Origin of the sequence: Bradyrhizobium sp. LA6.1, from assembly GCF_040547805.1 — a bacterium.
GTDB lineage: Bacteria > Pseudomonadota > Alphaproteobacteria > Rhizobiales > Xanthobacteraceae > Bradyrhizobium > Bradyrhizobium barranii.
In genome coordinates this window covers 495,291-512,584 of sequence record NZ_JBEPQK010000001.1, presented here as the reverse complement: position 1 = coordinate 512,584, position 17,294 = coordinate 495,291, and the positions used below count along the sequence as shown (strand labels likewise).

The 17,294-nt window shown below is 64.8% G+C and carries 13 protein-coding genes; 9 read left to right on the top strand and 4 right to left on the bottom strand.

Annotated elements, in window-relative coordinates; translation table 11 throughout:
• Positions 1-45: 45 nt before the first annotated feature.
• The 3 genes from ABIB99_RS02270 to ABIB99_RS02260 are packed head-to-tail and all read right to left on the bottom strand — an operon-like array spanning position 46 to position 5,688.
• The gene (locus ABIB99_RS02270; protein WP_063984618.1) at positions 46-3,420 is read right to left on the bottom strand and encodes an error-prone DNA polymerase; all 3,375 of its coding nucleotides are present in this window, start codon (positions 3,418-3,420) and stop codon (positions 46-48) included.
• Entirely contained in the window at positions 3,417-5,003 is a 1,587-nt protein-coding gene (locus ABIB99_RS02265) for a Y-family DNA polymerase (RefSeq protein WP_063984619.1), read from the bottom strand. The genes ABIB99_RS02270 and ABIB99_RS02265 overlap by 4 nt, the downstream gene beginning before the upstream one ends.
• Positions 4,906-5,688 carry an ImuA family protein gene (locus ABIB99_RS02260; protein WP_063984620.1) on the bottom strand — a complete coding sequence of 261 codons (783 nt, stop codon included), beginning with the start codon at positions 5,686-5,688 and terminating at the stop codon, positions 4,906-4,908. Before ABIB99_RS02260 ends, ABIB99_RS02265 begins: the two co-directional genes overlap by 98 nt.
• Before the next feature lie 163 nt (positions 5,689-5,851).
• Here ABIB99_RS02260 and ABIB99_RS02255 point away from each other — a divergent pair, with 163 nt between their 5' ends.
• The 3 genes from ABIB99_RS02255 to ABIB99_RS02245 all read left to right on the top strand — a co-directional run bounded on the left by ABIB99_RS02255 (position 5,852) and on the right by ABIB99_RS02245 (position 10,265).
• Positions 5,852-7,087, top strand: coding sequence for a putative DNA modification/repair radical SAM protein (locus ABIB99_RS02255; RefSeq protein ID WP_231144422.1), 1,236 nt, complete (start codon positions 5,852-5,854; stop codon positions 7,085-7,087).
• Positions 7,087-8,529: a UdgX family uracil-DNA binding protein gene (locus ABIB99_RS02250; protein WP_354174715.1), complete on the top strand. Its 1,443-nt coding sequence runs from the start codon at positions 7,087-7,089 to the stop codon at positions 8,527-8,529. The genes ABIB99_RS02255 and ABIB99_RS02250 overlap by 1 nt, the downstream gene beginning before the upstream one ends.
• Before the next feature lie 107 nt (positions 8,530-8,636).
• Positions 8,637-10,265 (top strand): inorganic phosphate transporter, encoded by a 1,629-nt coding sequence (locus ABIB99_RS02245; RefSeq protein ID WP_063984623.1) that lies wholly within the window; start codon positions 8,637-8,639, stop codon positions 10,263-10,265.
• A 71-nt stretch (positions 10,266-10,336) separates the two neighbouring features.
• Here ABIB99_RS02245 and ABIB99_RS02240 read toward each other — a convergent pair whose 3' ends face one another.
• The gene (locus ABIB99_RS02240) at positions 10,337-11,509 is read right to left on the bottom strand and encodes a M20 aminoacylase family protein (protein ID WP_063984624.1); all 1,173 of its coding nucleotides are present in this window, start codon (positions 11,507-11,509) and stop codon (positions 10,337-10,339) included.
• Positions 11,510-11,720: 211 nt separating this feature from the next.
• Between ABIB99_RS02240 and ABIB99_RS02235 the strand changes: the two genes are divergently transcribed.
• From ABIB99_RS02235 to ABIB99_RS02210, 6 genes are all read left to right on the top strand, one after another.
• Positions 11,721-13,346: a GMC family oxidoreductase gene (locus tag ABIB99_RS02235; protein WP_354174712.1), complete on the top strand. Its 1,626-nt coding sequence runs from the start codon at positions 11,721-11,723 to the stop codon at positions 13,344-13,346.
• A 12-nt stretch (positions 13,347-13,358) separates the two neighbouring features.
• Positions 13,359-14,240 (top strand): alpha/beta fold hydrolase, encoded by an 882-nt coding sequence (locus tag ABIB99_RS02230; protein WP_354174711.1) that lies wholly within the window; start codon positions 13,359-13,361, stop codon positions 14,238-14,240.
• A 211-nt stretch (positions 14,241-14,451) separates the two neighbouring features.
• Positions 14,452-15,393: a metallophosphoesterase family protein gene (locus ABIB99_RS02225; protein WP_085403881.1), complete on the top strand. Its 942-nt coding sequence runs from the start codon at positions 14,452-14,454 to the stop codon at positions 15,391-15,393.
• A 39-nt stretch (positions 15,394-15,432) separates the two neighbouring features.
• Positions 15,433-15,756, top strand: a complete 324-nt coding sequence (locus tag ABIB99_RS02220) for a cupredoxin domain-containing protein (RefSeq protein WP_028146964.1) — start codon at positions 15,433-15,435, stop codon at positions 15,754-15,756.
• 142 nt (positions 15,757-15,898) lie between these two features.
• Positions 15,899-16,447 (top strand): sigma-70 family RNA polymerase sigma factor, encoded by a 549-nt coding sequence (locus ABIB99_RS02215; protein ID WP_028146963.1) that lies wholly within the window; start codon positions 15,899-15,901, stop codon positions 16,445-16,447.
• Positions 16,444-17,211: an anti-sigma factor family protein gene (locus ABIB99_RS02210; RefSeq protein ID WP_354174708.1), complete on the top strand. Its 768-nt coding sequence runs from the start codon at positions 16,444-16,446 to the stop codon at positions 17,209-17,211. Before ABIB99_RS02215 ends, ABIB99_RS02210 begins: the two co-directional genes overlap by 4 nt.
• Positions 17,212-17,294 lie beyond the last annotated feature (83 nt).

Sequence of the window (17,294 nt, the reverse complement as noted above, 5' to 3'; positions counted from 1 at the left end):
CGCTGCGCTCGCAATGACGGTGTGGCGACATTCTGCGTCACATTCTCAATGAAAATCCCGCGATGGCGGCAGGATGCGGACGTTGCGGGGGTGACGGATTTTTTGCGCCGGCATATCCGCGTGGGCCCCGGGATCGTCGTTGAGGGGCTCGATCAGATCGGCGCCTGCCGGCACCGGATGCTTGCGGCTCAGCGCGTCGTTGGCGAGGCCGACCAGATCGTGCGAGCGGTCGACCATGCGCTGGGCGATGAGATGCGTCACCTTTTCGGGGCTGCTCTGGATATAGCCCTCGACCAGGATGAGGCGCGCGCCCATCACCTCCTTGCGGTACTGCTCCATGATCTTGGGCCACACCACGACATTCGCGATGCCGGTCTCGTCCTCCAGCGTCATGAACACGACGCCGCTGGCGCTGCCCGGCCGCTGCCGCACCAGCACCACGCCGGCGCAGCGGACGCGGCGCCGCTCGTTCTCATGGCTGACGTCCCTGCAGGCCACCACACGCTCGCGCGAAAACATCTCGCGCAAAAATTCCATCGGATGGCCCTTCAGCGATAGCCGGATGGTCTGGTAGTCCGCGACCACCTGCTCGGCCCGCGGCATCTCCGGCAACGGTTTTGCGTGCTCGTCCGGCTGCTCGCGCGCGGTCGCGGCCTCGAACAGCGGCAGCGACACGTCGTCGGGCAGCCGCCGCACCTGCCACAGCGCCTCGCGGCGGTCGAGGCCGAGCGAGCGGAACGCGTCGGCATCCGCGAGCAGGATCAGCGCACGCTTGGGCAGCCCGGTGTCGCGGGCGAAGTCTTCGAGCGAGGTGAAGGGACCGCTGTTGCGGGCGTCGATGATCAGGTCGGCCCAGTCTTTCTGAGTGACGTAGACCTTGCCTTGCCGTTTCGCCTGCGCCTCTTTGAGCAACTCCTCATCGGGATCGAGCCAGTGAAAGCCGTCGATCTGACGGAAGCCCAGGCGCACGGCGCAGTATTTGCCGTCGGTGTTCTCCAGCGTGTTTTGCGCAAAGCTGCAGGATACGTCGATGTCGCGCACCTCGACGCCGTTCTTGCGGGCGTCGCCGACGATCTGCGCCGGCGCGTAAAAGCCCATGGGCTGCGAGTTCAACAGGCCGCAACAGAACGCATCGGGGTGATGATATTTCAGCCATGACGAGATGTAGACGAGCTGAGCAAAGCTCGCGGCATGGCTCTCTGGAAAACCGTAGGAGCCAAAGCCCTTGATCTGGTCAAAGCAGCTTCTGGCGAAGTTGGGATCGTAGCCGCGCGCGACCATGTTGCCGATCAGCTTCTCCTCGTATTGGCCGATGGTGCCGACATTGCGGAAGGTCGCCATTGAGCGGCGCAGGCCGTTAGCCTCCTCGGAGGTGAACTTTGCTGCTTCGATCGCGATTCGCATGGCCTGTTCCTGAAACAGCGGCACGCCCTTCGTCTTGTGCAGCACCTTGTAGAGCTCATCCGCGGGACCATGCTCGGGCGATGGCGAGGGATAGGTCACTTTCTCGATCCCGTTACGCCGTCGCAAATAGGGATGCACCATGTCGCCCTGGATTGGCCCCGGCCGCACGATCGCGACTTCGATGACAAGGTCGTAGAAGGTCCGCGGCTTCAACCGCGGCAACATGTTCATCTGGGCGCGGCTCTCGACCTGGAACACGCCGAGGGATTCCCCAGCACACAGCATGTCGTAAACCTTGGGATCGTCCTGAGGGACACTCGCCAGCACCCAGCGCTTGCCCTTGTGGTGGTCGATCAAATCAAAACATTTCCGGATGCAGGTCAGCATGCCCAGCGCGAGCACGTCGACCTTCATCATGTTGAGCGCGTCGACGTCGTCCTTGTCCCATTCGATGAAGGTGCGGTCGTCCATCGCGGCGTTGCCGATCGGCACATAGGTGTCGAGCCGGTCCTGCGTCAGTACATAGCCCCCGACATGCTGGGAGAGATGGCGCGGGAATTCGATCAGCTCGGTCGCGAGCTCGACCGCGAGGTTGATCATGGGATTGTTGGGATCGAGCCCGGCCTGCCTGACCTGCATGTCGTTGAGGCCCTTGCCCCAGCTTCCCCAGACGGTGTCGGCAAGCGCAGCGGTGACGTCCTCGGTCAGGCCCAGCGCCTTGCCGACGTCACGGATGGCGCTGCGCGGGCGGTAATGGATGATCGTGGCGATGATCGCGGCGCGGTGGCGGCCGTAGCGGCGATAGACATATTGCATCACCTCCTCGCGCCGCGAATGCTCGAAATCGACGTCGATGTCAGGCGGCTCCAGCCGCTCCTTGGAGATGAAGCGCTCGAACAGGAGATCGACGCTGGTCGGATTAACGGAGGTGATGCCGAGCACGTAGCAGACCGCTGAGTTCGCCGCCGATCCCCGCCCCTGGCACAGGATGTTCTGGCTGCGCGCATAATGCACGATGTCGTGCACGGTGAGGAAGTAGTGCGCGTATTTCAGCTCTGCGATCAGCGCGAGCTCTTTCTTCAGGGTCGCGCGAAGCTTGTCATCGATGTTGCCGCCGAAATATGTCTGCACGCCCGCCCAGGTCAGATCCTCCAGATGCCCCTGCGCGGTCTTGCCCCGCGGCACAGGTTCGTCCGGATACTGGTATTTGAGTTGGTCGAGCGTGAAATCGATCTTGCCCGCAAAGCGCATGGTCTCCGCGATCGCCTCGGGAAAATCTCGGAACAGCCGCGACATTTCGCGTGGCGTCTTCAGGAAGCGCTCGGCATTGGCTTCGAGCTTCCGTCCGACCGCCTCGATCGTGGTCTTTTCCCGGATGCAGGTGAGCACGTCCTGGAGCGGGCGGCGGCCGGGATGGTGATAGAGCACCTCGTTGGTTGCGAGCAGCGGCACGTTTGCTTTGGCGGCGAGATCATCGAGCCGCGCCAGGCGGCGGCGGTCGTCGCCGCGATAGACCAGGCTCGCCGCCAGCCACACGCCCTCGGCGCGGCTGTCCTTAAGCTTGGCGAGAACATCCAGCGCCTGCGCGGGCTCGAAGCGATGCGGCAGCGTCAGGACCAGGAGCTGGCCCTCGGAAAACTCAAGAAGGTCGACAAAAGTGAGATGGCATTCGCCCTTCTCGATCCGCGTGATGTCGTCGCCGCGCTTGCCCCTGGTGAGGAGCTGGCACAGCCGGCCATAGGCGGCGCGGTCGCGCGGATAGACAAAAATGTCGGGCGTTCCGTCGATGAAAACGATGCGCGCGCCGATCAGCAATTTCGGCTTGTGCAGCACCTTGTCATTGTCGAGCTCCTTGTAGGCGCGCACGACGCCGGCGAGCGTGTTGTGGTCGGCAATGCCGATCACGGGAATGCCGAGGATGCTCGCCTGATGCACATAGGCGCGCGGATCCGAGCCGCCGCGCAGGAAGGAGAAGTTGGTGGTGATGCCGATCTCGGCATAAGCGGGCGTGTTCATGCGAAGAGACCGTGCACATACCAGTTGGGGGGAATGGGTTTACCTTCGTCGTCGAACACCTCTCCTTCGTAAAGACCGTCGCGAAAGATCCAGAAGCGCAGGCCTTCGGCATCCTCGATGCGGAAATAATCCCGCGTCAATTGCTTGCCGTCCTGCCGCCACCATTCCATCGCGATGCGCTCGGGCCCTTCCACCCGCACCACCGCATGCAGCGCGCGCCGCCAGGTGAACTGATGCGGCGGGCCGTCGGGCACGGTCGCGAACGGCACCTTGATCGGCTCCGGTCTGTCGAACAGCCGCAGGGGGCGCAGCGGCGGCTCGCTCTCGGCGCGCGCCGGCCATTCGGCCTGCATGGCCACGGCGAGATGGTGCTGGGCAGGCGCGGCCAGCACCGCACATTCCGGGATATGGGTATCCTCAGGCAAATGCACGACGACGCGCTTTCCGCCGATGCGCGCGGCGATGCGGTCGATCAGCGCGGCGAGCTCGTCATTGTCATGGACATGGGCGTCGAGATCGCGCTGCTCCTGCACCACGATCTCGGTGCGGCTTGCCGACAGTCGTACCATGTCGAAACCGAAGCCGGGATCCAGCGGATCGGCGAGCGCATCGAGGCGCTCGCGGAACAGCCGGTCGATGACTTTGCTTTGCGTGACCGGCCGCCCGGTCTCGACCATGATCGCGCGCACCACGCCGTCGGTGCGAAAGAAGGCGGCTTCCAGGCGCCGCGCACCCTTGCCCTGCTTCTCCATGGACGCGATCAGCGTGTCGGCCAGCCGCGACAGCGTCATCGCGATCATGGTGTCGGTGGCGATCGGTTCGGCAAAGCGCTTCTCCACGATGTAATCCGGCAGCGGTTTGCGCGGATTGATCGGGGCATCGCCATGCCCCTGCGCATGCGCGAGCAGCGTGGAGAACCGCGCGCCGAACCGCGCCGTGATCTCATGCGGCTCGCGCGAGGCGACATCGCCGATGGTTTTCAGGCCGGCGCGACGCAGGCCCGTGGTGATGGCCTCGCCCGCACCGAGCGCGGACACCGGCAGCCGGCTGACCGCCGCCGCCTCCCCGCCATCGGCGACGATGGTGCCGGAGGCCTGCCGCGTCAGCGTGCGCGCGCAGACCGAGGTGCCGGCGATCGCCGCGCTGACGGCAAAACCCTGACGGGCGAGCCCGCGGACGAAGGTCTGCAACAACGCAGCCTCGCCGCCGAACAGATGCGCGCAGCCGGTGATGTCCAGAAACAGCCCGTGCGGCGGATCGAGCGCCACCAGCGGCGTGAAGCGATCGCACCAGTCGGCGACGTCGCTGAGCGTCTTCGCATCGGCCACGACATCGGCGTCGAACACTTTCAAGTCCGGACACATCGCCCGTGCATTGGCCAGGGGCTGGCCGATGTGCAAGCCGAGGCGCTCGGCGGCTTCGTCCAGCGCATGGATCACCAGCGCATTGTTGTCCTTGATGACGACGATGCTCGGATCATTGGTCTTACCCAGCGCGCCGAAGAACCGCTGAATCCGATCGATGGGCAGGCGTGGCAGCCACAGGCTGAGGATACGTCGACGGTTCAGAGAACTGGCACTCATCACATTTCCATTCCATGATCCACCGGCCGCAGGGGCCATGACGATTGCGCAAGAGCTCGGCATCGAAGCGCGGCGCGCCCCAGGCACTCCATGCCGGGCCCGGCGGCGAATGCGCCGCGCGCAGCATCCATCGCGTCTCCGCGGTCGAGGGCAGCGGCTGCGCGGCCATCCGCAACATCAGGCCGGTGACACCGGACGATTGCGCGGCCAGTGTCAGCTTACGGCTCGCCACGAGATCGAACTGCCGCGTCTCACCCCAGAGCTCGAGCACGACGGCGCCAAGCGCGTCGCAGGCGAGCGCATCGGCCGAGGTCCGCAACGCGCTCTCGACATCGGCGGCGCGCACCATCACCACGCGGCGCGGATCGAGACCGATCTCGGCAAGCCCGCTCATCGACAGCGCGCCGGTCTCGAGTTCCGAAAAATCCTGCCGCACCCACAGCAGCGGCCGGCGCCGCGAGACACGCCCCGCAAGCCCCATGACAAAACCCGTCGCGGCGGTTCCCTGCCGGCCCTCGCAAAACACCTCGTGGATCACCGCGCGCGCGAGCCCGCCCTTCAGCGCGCTGTCGACCTCGTCGTGGCCGAGCGCGACGCGATCGTGCTGATGCACGACCTCCGCCGTCTCGATGCGCTCGATCTGGCCGCGCAAGGTCGCAAGCGCGTTCATCCGTGCGCCGCTCATATACGCCGCTCCTTCAGAGGTGATTGCCGAGGTTCTCAAAAATAAGAACCTGCGGCTGGCTCATTTGTTCATGATATGTTCTAATATAAAGCTAACAGCGGCCGGGGAGTCAATCGAATTGGTGCTCATCCGGATTCGTAAGCTGAATCAAAGGGATTCCACGATGGACGTACAACGCAAGCTGGAGATTCTGGCTGATGCCGCCAAATACGATGCGTCGTGCGCCTCCAGCGGCACCGAGAAGCGGGATTCCAGCGACGGCAAGGGCATGGGCTCGACCGCACCGGGCATGGGCATCTGCCATTCCTACGCGCCGGACGGACGCTGCATCTCGCTGCTCAAAGTGCTCCTGACCAACGCCTGCAATTACAACTGCCTTTATTGCGTCAACCGCGCCTCTTCCAACGTGCCGCGTGCCCGCTTCACCATCGACGAAGTGGTCAAGCTCACGCTCGACTTCTACCGGCGCAATTACATCGAGGGCTTGTTTCTCTCCTCCGGCATCATCCGCAGCCCCGACTACACCATGGAGCAGGTGGTCAGCGTCGCGCGCAAACTGCGCGAGGAGCATCACTTTCGCGGCTACATCCATCTCAAGACCATTCCCGAGGCCGACGACGCGCTGATCGCGGAAGCCGGCAAATATGCAGATCGCCTCTCCATCAACATCGAGATGCCTGAGGAGACGAGCCTGCAGCAATACGCACCGGAAAAGGATGTGCGCGCGATCCGCCGCACCATGGGCCGGCTGCGGCTGAAGCTCGACGAGGCTGAGGAAAACCGCAGCACAAAGACGAAGGCGAGGCCGCAGCGCTTCGCGCCCGCCGGACAGAGCACGCAGATGATCGTCGGCGCCGACGCGGCCTCCGATCACACCATTCTCCACACCAGCTCCAATCTCTATGGCTCCTACAGGCTGCGGCGCGTCTATTACTCCGCCTTCAGCCCGATCCCCGATGCCAGCCGCGCTTTGCCTCTGGTACAGCCGCCGCTGCTGCGCGAGCACCGGCTCTACCAGGCCGACTGGCTGATGCGGTTCTACGGTTTCGACGTTGCGGAGATCGTCGATGACAACGCGATGCTGCCGCTCGACATCGATCCGAAGCTCGCCTGGGCGCTGCGCCATCGCGACCGCTTCCCGCTCGACGTCAACCGCGCCAGCCGCGAGGAGCTGTTGCGCGTGCCCGGCTTCGGCACCAAGGCGGTCGAACGCATCATCGCGACCCGGCGCACCACCACGATCCGCCTCTCCGATCTCGCGCGGCTGCACGTGCCCCGCAACAAGGCGCTGCCTTTCATCGTCCTCAGCGATCACCGCCCCGCGCCGCACCGCCTCGACGAGGCGCGGCTGATCGAACGGTTCAAGCCGAAGGCAACACAACTGGGGTTTGGCTTCTGATGCAGTACATCACCCTCGACACCGAAACCGATTTCGACGGCTGGCGCAAAGCCGCGCGGTCGCTCGTGCTGCATCATGTGCCGCCAACCGATGCCACCTGGACCGTACAAGGCGGCGAAGCCGAGCTGTTCGCACCGCCCGCGCCGTCTCCGATATTTGAGGTAAACGACGGCACCTTCAACGTCTCGGCAAAATTCGTCGAGCTCGCCAAGGCCGCGATCCTGCATCGCGACGGCGAGCGCTTTGCGATCCTCTATCGCCTGCTCTGGCGCTTGAAAGACAATCACGATCTCATCGAGGTCGCGACCGATCCCGATGTCGCGCAAGTCACCGCCATGGCAAGAGCAGTCCATCGCGACGAGCACAAGATGCATGCCTTCGTGCGCTTCCGCGAGATCGGACGCGAGCGCGCGGCGCATTACGTCGCCTGGTTCGAGCCGGAGCATCACATCGTCGAGCTTGCCGCGCCGTTCTTTGCCAAGCGCTTCGCCGACATGCCCTGGTCGATCCTGACACCCGATCTGTGTGCGCATTGGGACGGCCACGCGCTCTCGTTCACGTCGGGCGTGAGCAAGAACGAAGCACCCGGCGAAGACCGGTTGGAGGAAACCTGGCGGCGCTACTACGCCAGCATCTTCAATCCGGCGCGGCTGAAGGTGAAGGCAATGCAGACGGAGATGCCGAAGAAATACTGGAGGAACCTGCCCGAGGCGTCGATCATTAAGCCCTTGATCGAGGACGCCGAGCGCATGACCGGCGCCATGATCGCCAATGCCGCAACCGATCCGCACAAGCCCCAGAAGCGGCCGGAGGCTCCGATGCCACGCAAGCTGGCTGCCGACGATCTCGAAGCGCTCCGCGAGGAGGCCGCGCATTGCCGCGCCTGCCCGCTCTACAAGGACGCGACGCAGACCGTGTTCGGCGAGGGCCCGAAAGACGCGACCATCATGCTGGTCGGCGAGCAGCCCGGCGACAAGGAAGACCTCGCCGGCCACCCCTTCGTCGGCCCGGCCGGCCAGATGCTCGACCGTGCGCTTCAGGAAGCCGGCGTCGACCGCAACAAGGTCTACGTCACCAACGCGGTCAAGCACTTCAAATTCGTGCCGCGCGGAAAGATCCGTCTGCACCAGAAGCCGGCGACGCCGGAGATCCGGGCGTGCCGGCAATGGTACGAGCGGGAAGTTTCGGCAATCCAGCCCGAGCTCGTCGTGGCAATGGGCGCCACCGCCGCGCAAAGCGTGTTCGGCAAGATCATCCCGATCGGCAAGACCCGTGGCCGGCTCATAGACCTGCCCGACGGCCGCAAGGCGCTGGTGACGGTGCACCCGTCCTATCTGCTCCGACTGCCCGATCCGGAAGCCAAAGTGCTGGAATATCAGCGCTTTGTCGAAGACCTGAAGATTGCCGCCGGCTTGCAGAAGAAAGCCGCACGCGCCGCCTAAATACTGGCAAATACTGGAGGGAAAGCGACTTTACGACGCAGCTGTCATCCAGCCTTCAAATCCATCGCGGACAATAGCCCTTCAAATTAGTTAAGGGGCGTCCAAAAATGACAGATGTTGCATTCGACCGTGCGGTAGGCGATCCGACGCCTGTCCAGCCGGCTTCCAGGCCAAATCTCGACAAGGGTTTTAACCCGCTCACGATGATCCTGTTCTTCGGCATCCTTGCCGCAGGCCTGCTGTTCGTTGCCTACAGCATCTATGTCGACGTCAACGCGACCGGCACGAAGGTGACGACCTTCCTGCCCTACATCCTCTTGTTCGTCGCGCTGCTGATCGCGCTCGGCTTCGAATTCGTCAACGGCTTCCACGACACCGCCAACGCGGTGGCGACCGTGATCTACACCCATTCGCTGCCGGCTGAATTCGCGGTGATGTGGTCGGGCTTCTTCAACTTCCTCGGCGTGCTGCTGTCCTCCGGCGCGGTCGCGTTCGGCATCGTCTCGCTGCTGCCGGTCGAGCTGATCCTCCAGGTCGGCTCCAGCGCCGGCTTCGCCATGGTGTTCGCACTCTTGATCGCCGCGATCATCTGGAACCTCGGTACCTGGTATTTCGGCCTGCCCGCCTCCTCCTCGCACACGCTGATCGGCTCGATCATCGGCGTCGGCATCGCCAATGCCGTCATGCGCGGCCGCGACGGCACCTCGGGCGTCGACTGGAGCAAGGCCACCGAGATCGGCTACGCGCTGCTGCTGTCGCCGCTGTTCGGTTTCATCTGCGCCGCCGTGCTGCTGCTGCTGCTCAAGTTCATCGTGCGCAACCCTGCGCTCTATGCCGCGCCCGAAGGCAACAAGGCGCCGCCGCTGTGGATCCGCGGCCTGCTGATCGCAACCTGCACCGGCGTCAGCTTCGCCCACGGCTCGAACGACGGCCAGAAGGGCATGGGCCTGATCATGCTGATCCTGATCGGCACCGTGCCGACCGCTTACGCGCTTAACCGCGCGCTGCCGGAGAGCCAGGTCGCCCAGTTCCAGAAGGTCTCGGACGCAGCCTCCAAGGTGATCGCGGCCAAGGGCGCCGGTCACTCGATCATCGGCGATCCCCGTCCTGCGGTGACGCAGTACATCACCTCGCACCACATCAGCGAAGGCACCTACCCCTCGCTGTCGGTGCTGGTGAAGGATGTCGGCGACCAGGTCGCGAAGTACGGCTCGCTCAACAAGGTACCGGCGGAAGTGGTCGGCAACACCCGTAACGACATGTACCTGACCTCGGAAGCGATCCGCTTCCTGATGAAGGACAAGGAAAACGACCTCAACAAGGAAGAGGTCGCGACCTTGAACGCCTACAAGGGCGGCCTCGATAGCGCCACGAAGTTCATCCCGACCTGGGTGAAGGTCGCCGTCGCCATCGCGCTCGGCCTCGGCACCATGGTCGGCTGGAAGCGCATCGTCGTCACCGTCGGTGAGAAGATCGGCAAGACCCATCTCACCTACGCACAGGGCGCCTCCGCCGAGCTGGTCGCCGCCGCCACGATCGGCGCCGCCGACGTGTTCGGCCTGCCGGTCTCGACCACCCACGTGCTGTCGTCCGGCGTCGCCGGCACCATGGCCGCGAACGGCTCGGGCCTGCAGATGGCGACCATCCGCAACCTGCTGATGGCCTGGGTGCTGACGCTGCCCTGCGCGATCGCGCTGTCGGCCACGCTGTATGTGATCTTCTCGCAGATTTTCTGAGCCGATCATTCCGCAAAGACAAAGGGCCCGTGCGATGCACGGGCCCTCTTCGTTTGTGCTTCGGTTCGGCGTTAAGACGCCGCGAGCGACTCCTCGACCAGCTTGACCCAATAGGACGTACCGAACACGATCGCCTCGTCGTTGAAATTGTAGGCGGGGTGATGCAGACCGGCGCTGTCGCCGTTGCCGCAGAAGATGAACGCGCCGGGCCGCGCTTCCAGCATGTAGGCGAAATCCTCGCCGCCCATCAGCGGCGGCATCTCGTGCACATTGGCCTCGCCGGCAACGTTCCTGGCGATGCGCCGCGCCACCTCGGTCTCCGCGGCGTGGTTGTTCACGACAGGGTAGTTGCGCTTGTAGTGCAGGTCGATCTTGGCACCGGTGATCTGCGCCACGCCCGCCACCACTTCGTGCACGCGCTTCTCGACCAGCTTGCGCACCTCCGGCGACAACGTGCGGATGGTGCCCCTCAACGTCGCAGTCTGCGGAATGACGTTGCGGGCATTGCCGGCGTGGAATTCGCAGATCGAGATCACGGCCGATTCCAGCGGATCGACGCTGCGGGCGACGATCGACTGCAGCGCGGTGATCACCTGCGCGCCGACCAGCACGGAATCGATGCACTTGTGCGGACGCGCGGCATGGCCGCCGAGGCCCTCGATCATGATGTCGACCTCGTCGGTCGCCGCCATGATCGGGCCCGGCCGGATCGCGAACGAGCCGATCGGGATGCCCGGGCCGTTGTGCATGCCGTAGACCTGCTCGATGCCGAAGCGCTCCATCAGGCCGTCCTTGACCATGGCCGCGCCGCCGGCGCCGCCCTCCTCGGCAGGCTGGAAGATCACCACAGCATCGCCGGCGAAGTTGCGGGTCTCGGCGAGGTAGCGGGCCGCACCGAGCAGCATCGCGGTGTGGCCGTCATGGCCACAGGCGTGCATCTTGCCCGGAGTCTTGGAGGCGTAAGGCAGGTTGGTCTGCTCGTCGACGGGCAGCGCGTCCATGTCGGCACGCATGCCGATCACCTTGAGCCCGTCGCCGGCCGGCTTGCTGCCCTTGATCACGCCGACCACGCCGGTCTGCCCGAGGCCGGTCACAACCTCGTCGCAGCCGAACTCGCGCAGCCGGTCCGCAACGAATGCTGCGGTGCGGTGAACATCGTACAGCAGCTCCGGATGCTGGTGGATGTCCCGGCGCCAGGCCTGAATATCGGGTTGGAGGTCGGCGACGCGGTTCACGATGGGCATGGAGGGTCTCAAGCCTTGTTGGGAATACAGGACTGTCTACCATGCAAGCACCAGTCCACCTAACTCCCGTGGATCGAGGGTCCCCTGTGCTCTCGTCATGGCCGGGCTTGTCACCAGCTTGTCTTGGCCATCCACGTCTGACTATTAGGACGGAAAGCGCGTGGATGCCCGGGACGAGCCTGGGCATGACGCCTGTTTGGGTGGAAGCAGAATGCCGAGGCGGCTCGAAGGTGAGTTTGACTACATTGTCGTCGGGGCCGGGACGGCCGGCTGCATCATTGCCAACCGCCTCTCGGCCGTATCAGGGAATCGCGTCCTCATTCTCGAAGCCGGCGGCGACGACAACTGGATCTGGTTCCACATTCCGGTCGGCTATCTCTTCGCGATCGGCAATCCGCGCTCGGACTGGATGTTCAAGACCGAGGCCGAGCCCGGTCTCAATGGCCGCTCGCTGGCCTATCCCCGCGGCAAGGTGATCGGCGGCTCTTCGGCGATCAACGCCATGATCTCGATGCGCGGACAGGCCGCCGATTACGACCACTGGCGCCAGCTTGGCATGACCGGCTGGGGTTATGACGACGTGCTGCCGCTGTTCAAGAAACTCGAAGATCACTTCCTCGGCGCGAGCGAGCATCACGGCGCCGGCGGCGGCTGGCGCATCGAGGCGCCGCGGCTGTCATGGGCCGTTCTCGACGCCGTGGGCGACGCCGCCGAGGAGATGGGCATCAAGCGCATTCCGGATTTCAACACCGGCGACAACGAAGGCACCAGCTATTTCCACGTCAACCAGAAGCGCGGTCGGCGCTGGTCGTCCGCGCGCGGCTTCCTCAAGCCCGCACTGAACCGCCAAAATCTGCGGCTCGAGAAGAACGTGCTGGTCGATCGTCTCATCATCGAGCAGGGCCGCGCCGTCGGCGTGCGCTTCATCCAGAATGGCGAGGTCATCGAGGCGCGTGCGAAGCGCGAGGTGATCCTCTCGGCAGGCTCCATCGGCTCGGTGCAGGTGCTGCATCGCTCCGGCATTGGCCCCGCCGACTGGCTGTCGCCGCTCGGCATCAACATCGTGATGGACAAGCCCGGCGTCGGCCGCAACCTCCAGGACCATCTCCAGCAGCGCGCGATCTACAAGGTCGAGGGCGTGGGCGTGCGCACGCTGAACGAGACCTACTACAATCTGTTCCGCCGTGGCCTGATGGGGCTCGACTACGCCTTCCGCCGCCGCGGACCGCTGACCATGGCGCCGTCGCAGCTCGGCATCTTCACGCGCTCCGATGCGACGCGCGCCCGCGCCAACATCCAGTTCCACGTGCAGCCGCTGTCGCTCGACAAGTTCGGCGATCCCCTGCACCGCTTCCCCGCGATCACGGTGAGCGCCTGCAATCTGCAGCCGACCTCGCGCGGCACGGTGCGGCTGCGCTCGGCGAGCCCGGACGAGAAGCCGATCATCGCGCCGAACTATCTGTCGACCGACGACGACCGCCAGGTCGGCGCCGACGCGATCCGCACCACGCGCCGCCTGATGCAGCAGAAGGCGCTCGCCAAATATCGCCCGAGCGAATATCTGCCCGGCCCCACCGTCGGCGACGACGATGCCTCGCTCGCAAAGGCCGCCGGCGACATCGGCACCACCATCTTCCATCCCGTCGGCACCGCGAAGATGGGCGCGGCTAATGATCCGATGGCGGTGGTGGATGAACGGCTGCGTTTCTACGGCCTGAGCGGCCTGCGCATTATCGACGCGTCGATCATGCCGACGATCACCTCGGGCAATACCAATACGCCGACCGCGATGATCGCCGAGAAAGGCGCGACGATGATTTTGGAGGATGCGAAGTAGCATCCCGTCCCCATGATCAATCCACATCGCTTCTCCATCGGCCCCACTGACGCGCAGATCGCGATGCTGCGATGGGGCGAGAGCGGGAGGCCGCCCGCGCTGCTCGTGCACGGCACCGGTTTCGTCGCCGACGTCTGGGACGAGGTCGCGCGCGAGCTTGCATCGACCTACACCGTTTACGCGCTCGACCGCCGCGGCCACGGCGCGAGCCACAAGCCCGATGCCTATCATTTCCTTGATTATGCCGAGGATGTCTGCCGGGTGATCGATGCGCTCGATCTGCGCGACGTCTACGGCATCGGCCACAGCGCCGGCGCGACCGATCTCCTGCTCGCGACGAAACTTCGGCCCGGACGCTTCACACGCCTGTTCGTGATGGAGCCGACCGTGATGGACCCGCGCGCGACACGGCCCGGAGGATTGAACGAAGACTCGCTCACCCGCGTCCAGGGCACGCTGCGCCGGCGGGCCGAATTCGACAGTGCCGACACCGTGTTCGAGCGCTACCGCGCTGCGCCGGCATTTGCCGATTGGACCGAGACCTCGCTGCGGGCCTATGTCCAACACGGCTTCGTGCCGCTCAACGATGGCCGTGTCCGGCTCTGCTGCACGCCCGAGATCGAATTCGCAATCCTGCGTCCGATCTACGAGGCGATGGAGCAGGTTTACGTTGGCGATGCCCGCGGCAACCCGTTTGCAGGGCTCGCCGAGATCGAATGCCCCGTCCGCGTCGCGACTGCCGCGAAGTCGGGACCGATCTACAAGGAGATGGCGCGACGCGCCGTATCGCTGATTCCGCGCGTCAGCACGATGGTCTTCGAGGGTGCCGGGCACTGCGTGGCGCAGGAAGTGCCGGAACGCGTGGTAGCCGCCGTGCGGGAATTCGCGAAATAAGTCTCGCGCCCCGGACGCGCTGCAGCGTGCAACGCTGCTGCGCAGTGCCATAACGCGTCGAAGACGCGCGTGAACGCGCTTTTGGGCGCTGCACCGCGTCCGGGACACGAGATCCGCCACCTCACGAAAACGTCATCGCATCCGGGAATAAGTCTCCTCCTCCCCCAATCACCTCCCCGAAGCCCAATTCCGGGCGAAGTGGAGACGTGCGATGAGCGGACACGATCACGGGGACGGCGTCAGCCGCCGCAAGGTGCTGGAATGCATGACCTGGGCCGGCACCGGGGTGCTCTGGACCATCACGGGCGGCGTGCCGCGCTCGCTCGGCATCATCGATTCCGCGCAGGCCGCCACGGCAGCCGCGCCCGGCATGACCTTCCTCCAGATCAGCGACAGCCATGTCGGCTTCGACAAGCCGGCGAACCCCAACGCGCTCGGCACGCTGGAGGAGGCTATCAACAAGATCAACGCAATGCCGGCAAAACCCTCCTTCATGATCCACACCGGCGACATCACGCATCTGTCGAAGGCCGCCGAGTTCGACAATGCCGACCGCATCATCTCGCAGAGCAAGCTCGACGTGCACTACGTGCCTGGCGAGCATGACTTTCTCGACGAGGAGGTGAAATTCTATCGCGAGCGTTACGGCCGCGGCACCAAGGGTGCAGGCTGGTATTCGTTCGACGCCGGCGGCGTACACTTCATCGGCCTCGTCAACGTCGTCGACCTCAAGGGCGGCGGTCTCGGCAATCTCGGCGCCGAGCAACTCGCCTGGCTCGAGGACGATCTGCGCGGCAAGTCGAAATCGACACCGATCGTGCTGTTCGCGCATATCCCGCTCTGGACGGTCTATCCCGAATGGGGCTGGGGCACCGAGGACGGCGGTCGCGCGCTCGAATACGTCAAGGGCTTCGGCTCCGTCACCGTGCTGAACGGCCATATCCATCAGGTGATGCAGAAGGTCGAGGGCAACGTCACTTTCCACACCGCGCGCTCGACTGCGTTCCCGCAGCCCGCGCCGGGGACCGCGCCCTCGCCCGGACCGATGAAGGTCGAGGACGCAAAGCTGCGCGGCATGCTCGGCGTCGCCAGCATCAACTTCAAGCAGAACGAGCAGCGGCTCGCGATCATCGACACGCCACTGCAGGGTTGATCCAAGATTGAACGGAAAAAGGCTGAACGGAAGCTGACAATGAAAACACTCAATCGCCGCGACTTCGGTGTCGCCGTGGTCGCGGCCATCCTGTTGCCCGCAACGACGGCCCGTGCCGACGACATGGAAGTGCATATCGACAATTTCGTTTTCCAGCCGGCCGAGTTGAAGATCAAGCTCGGCACCACCGTGACCTGGACCAACCGGGACGACATCCCGCACACCGTGGTGTCGGCCGGCAAGTTCAGGTCCAAGGCCCTGGACACCGACGACAAGTTCTCGTTCACCTTCACCAATGCGGGCGACTACAAATATTTTTGTTCGTTGCACCCGCACATGACGGGGATGATCAAGGTTGAGTAACGTCTCAAACCAAGGCATCAACGTCTTGCCCGGCCGGTGGTCCCAAGCCGGCCGGGCTCGTGTGCCTTCCGTCACACACGGGGACGAAACAAACAGGGACGAAACAACGCGACGCGCAGAACAAGAGGCAAAGCGAGGAGCGATGCCCGCCAACGACGATTTGCAGAAGGCGCAGCGCTTCCGCGAAGCCGCGCTGCCCTATCTCGACGACGTCTACACGCTCGCGCGCTATCTGCTGCGCGATGCCTCCGACGCCGAGGATGCGGTGCAGGAGTGCTATTTGCGCGCGCTGAAGCATTTTGACAGCTATCGCGGGCCGGCGATGAAGCCCTGGCTGTTCGCGATCCTGCGCAACGTCTGCAACGCCGAATACGCGCGGCGCGCGCACAGGCCCAGCGCGATCGAGGATACGCCCGGCGCCGCCGAGCAGACGCCGATCTGGCAGGAGAGCGAGGCGAGCCCCGAGACCGAGGTGCTGCGCAGCCGCGATGCCGGCGCCATCCGCAAGTTGATCGACGCGCTCGCCGAACCGTTCAAGGAAACATTCGTGCTGCGGGAGATCAACAACCTGTCCTATCGTGAAATCGCCGAGGCCGTCGGCGCCCCCGTCGGCACCGTGATGTCCCGCCTCGCCCGCGCCCGCGCCATGCTGCGCGCGGCCTGGACGGCGGAAGAGGAGCACTCGAGATGACCTGCGACGAAGCAAAAATCCTGCTTCACGCGCTGCTCGACAACGAGCTCGATGCCGGCCACGCGCGCGAGGTCGAAGCCCACATTGCCGGCTGCCCGGACTGCGCCGCGGAGTTTGCCGCACAACGCGAGATGCAGCGCGTGCTCGCCGACACCGATTTGCGCTATACCGCGCCGGCTAGCCTGCGCGCCCGGATCGAAGCGTCGCTGCCACAGCCGCAGCGCCGGCAACCGACCCGCCGCTCCGTGCTGCGCGGCTTTGCGATGGGCTCTGCCGTGTCCGCGCTCGCCGCCTCCGGCGTCGTCGCCGTGGTGCTGCGCCAGGACGACCAGCAGCGCATCCTGTCGGAGGTCGTCTCCGCGCATCTGCGCTCGCTTCAGGCCGGCCATCTCATCGACGTGGTCTCCACCGACCAGCACACCGTGAAGCCGTGGTTCAACGGCAAGCTCGACGTCGCCCCGCCCGTGATCGATCTCACCGCGCAAGGCTTCACGCTGGTCGGCGGCCGGCTCGACTATATCGACGCCCGCGCCATCGGCGCCGTCGTCTACAAGCGCCGGCAGCACGTGATCAATCTGTTCGTATCGCAGACATCGAACGCGGAATATCGCGCGCCGAAGACCGAGACCATGCAGGGCTTCAACTGCCGCCGCTGGGGCAATCGCGGCCTGAACTTCTGGGCCGTCAGCGATATCGGCGCCGACGAGCTCGCCGAATTCGTCGACAAGTTCGAGGCGGCGATGAAGGCGAATGTGGAGGGGTAGCTGGCGGAGCGAAGCAATCCAGCCCGCATCCGCAGAGGGATACTGGATTGCTTCGCTTCGCTCGCAATGACGATTGCTGAGAT

What these genes read in the sequence shown, in the direction of transcription:
- ABIB99_RS02230 (WP_354174711.1), top strand. Translation starts at nt 13,359, where the DNA reads ATGATCAATCCACATCGCTTCTCCATCGGCCCCACTGACGCGCAGATC.
- ABIB99_RS02235 (WP_354174712.1), top strand. Translation starts at nt 11,721, where the DNA reads ATGCCGAGGCGGCTCGAAGGTGAGTTTGACTACATTGTCGTCGGGGCC.
- ABIB99_RS02245 (WP_063984623.1), top strand. Translation starts at nt 8,637, where the DNA reads ATGACAGATGTTGCATTCGACCGTGCGGTAGGCGATCCGACGCCTGTC.
- ABIB99_RS02210 (WP_354174708.1), top strand. Translation starts at nt 16,444, where the DNA reads ATGACCTGCGACGAAGCAAAAATCCTGCTTCACGCGCTGCTCGACAAC.
- ABIB99_RS02225 (WP_085403881.1), top strand. Translation starts at nt 14,452, where the DNA reads ATGAGCGGACACGATCACGGGGACGGCGTCAGCCGCCGCAAGGTGCTG.
- ABIB99_RS02220 (WP_028146964.1), top strand. Translation starts at nt 15,433, where the DNA reads ATGAAAACACTCAATCGCCGCGACTTCGGTGTCGCCGTGGTCGCGGCC.
- ABIB99_RS02250 (WP_354174715.1), top strand. Translation starts at nt 7,087, where the DNA reads ATGCAGTACATCACCCTCGACACCGAAACCGATTTCGACGGCTGGCGC.
- ABIB99_RS02270 (WP_063984618.1), bottom strand. Translation starts at nt 3,420, where the DNA reads ATGAACACGCCCGCTTATGCCGAGATCGGCATCACCACCAACTTCTCC.
- ABIB99_RS02265 (WP_063984619.1), bottom strand. Translation starts at nt 5,003, where the DNA reads ATGAGTGCCAGTTCTCTGAACCGTCGACGTATCCTCAGCCTGTGGCTG.
- ABIB99_RS02260 (WP_063984620.1), bottom strand. Translation starts at nt 5,688, where the DNA reads ATGAGCGGCGCACGGATGAACGCGCTTGCGACCTTGCGCGGCCAGATC.
- ABIB99_RS02255 (WP_231144422.1), top strand. Translation starts at nt 5,852, where the DNA reads ATGGACGTACAACGCAAGCTGGAGATTCTGGCTGATGCCGCCAAATAC.
- ABIB99_RS02240 (WP_063984624.1), bottom strand. Translation starts at nt 11,509, where the DNA reads ATGCCCATCGTGAACCGCGTCGCCGACCTCCAACCCGATATTCAGGCC.
- ABIB99_RS02215 (WP_028146963.1), top strand. Translation starts at nt 15,899, where the DNA reads ATGCCCGCCAACGACGATTTGCAGAAGGCGCAGCGCTTCCGCGAAGCC.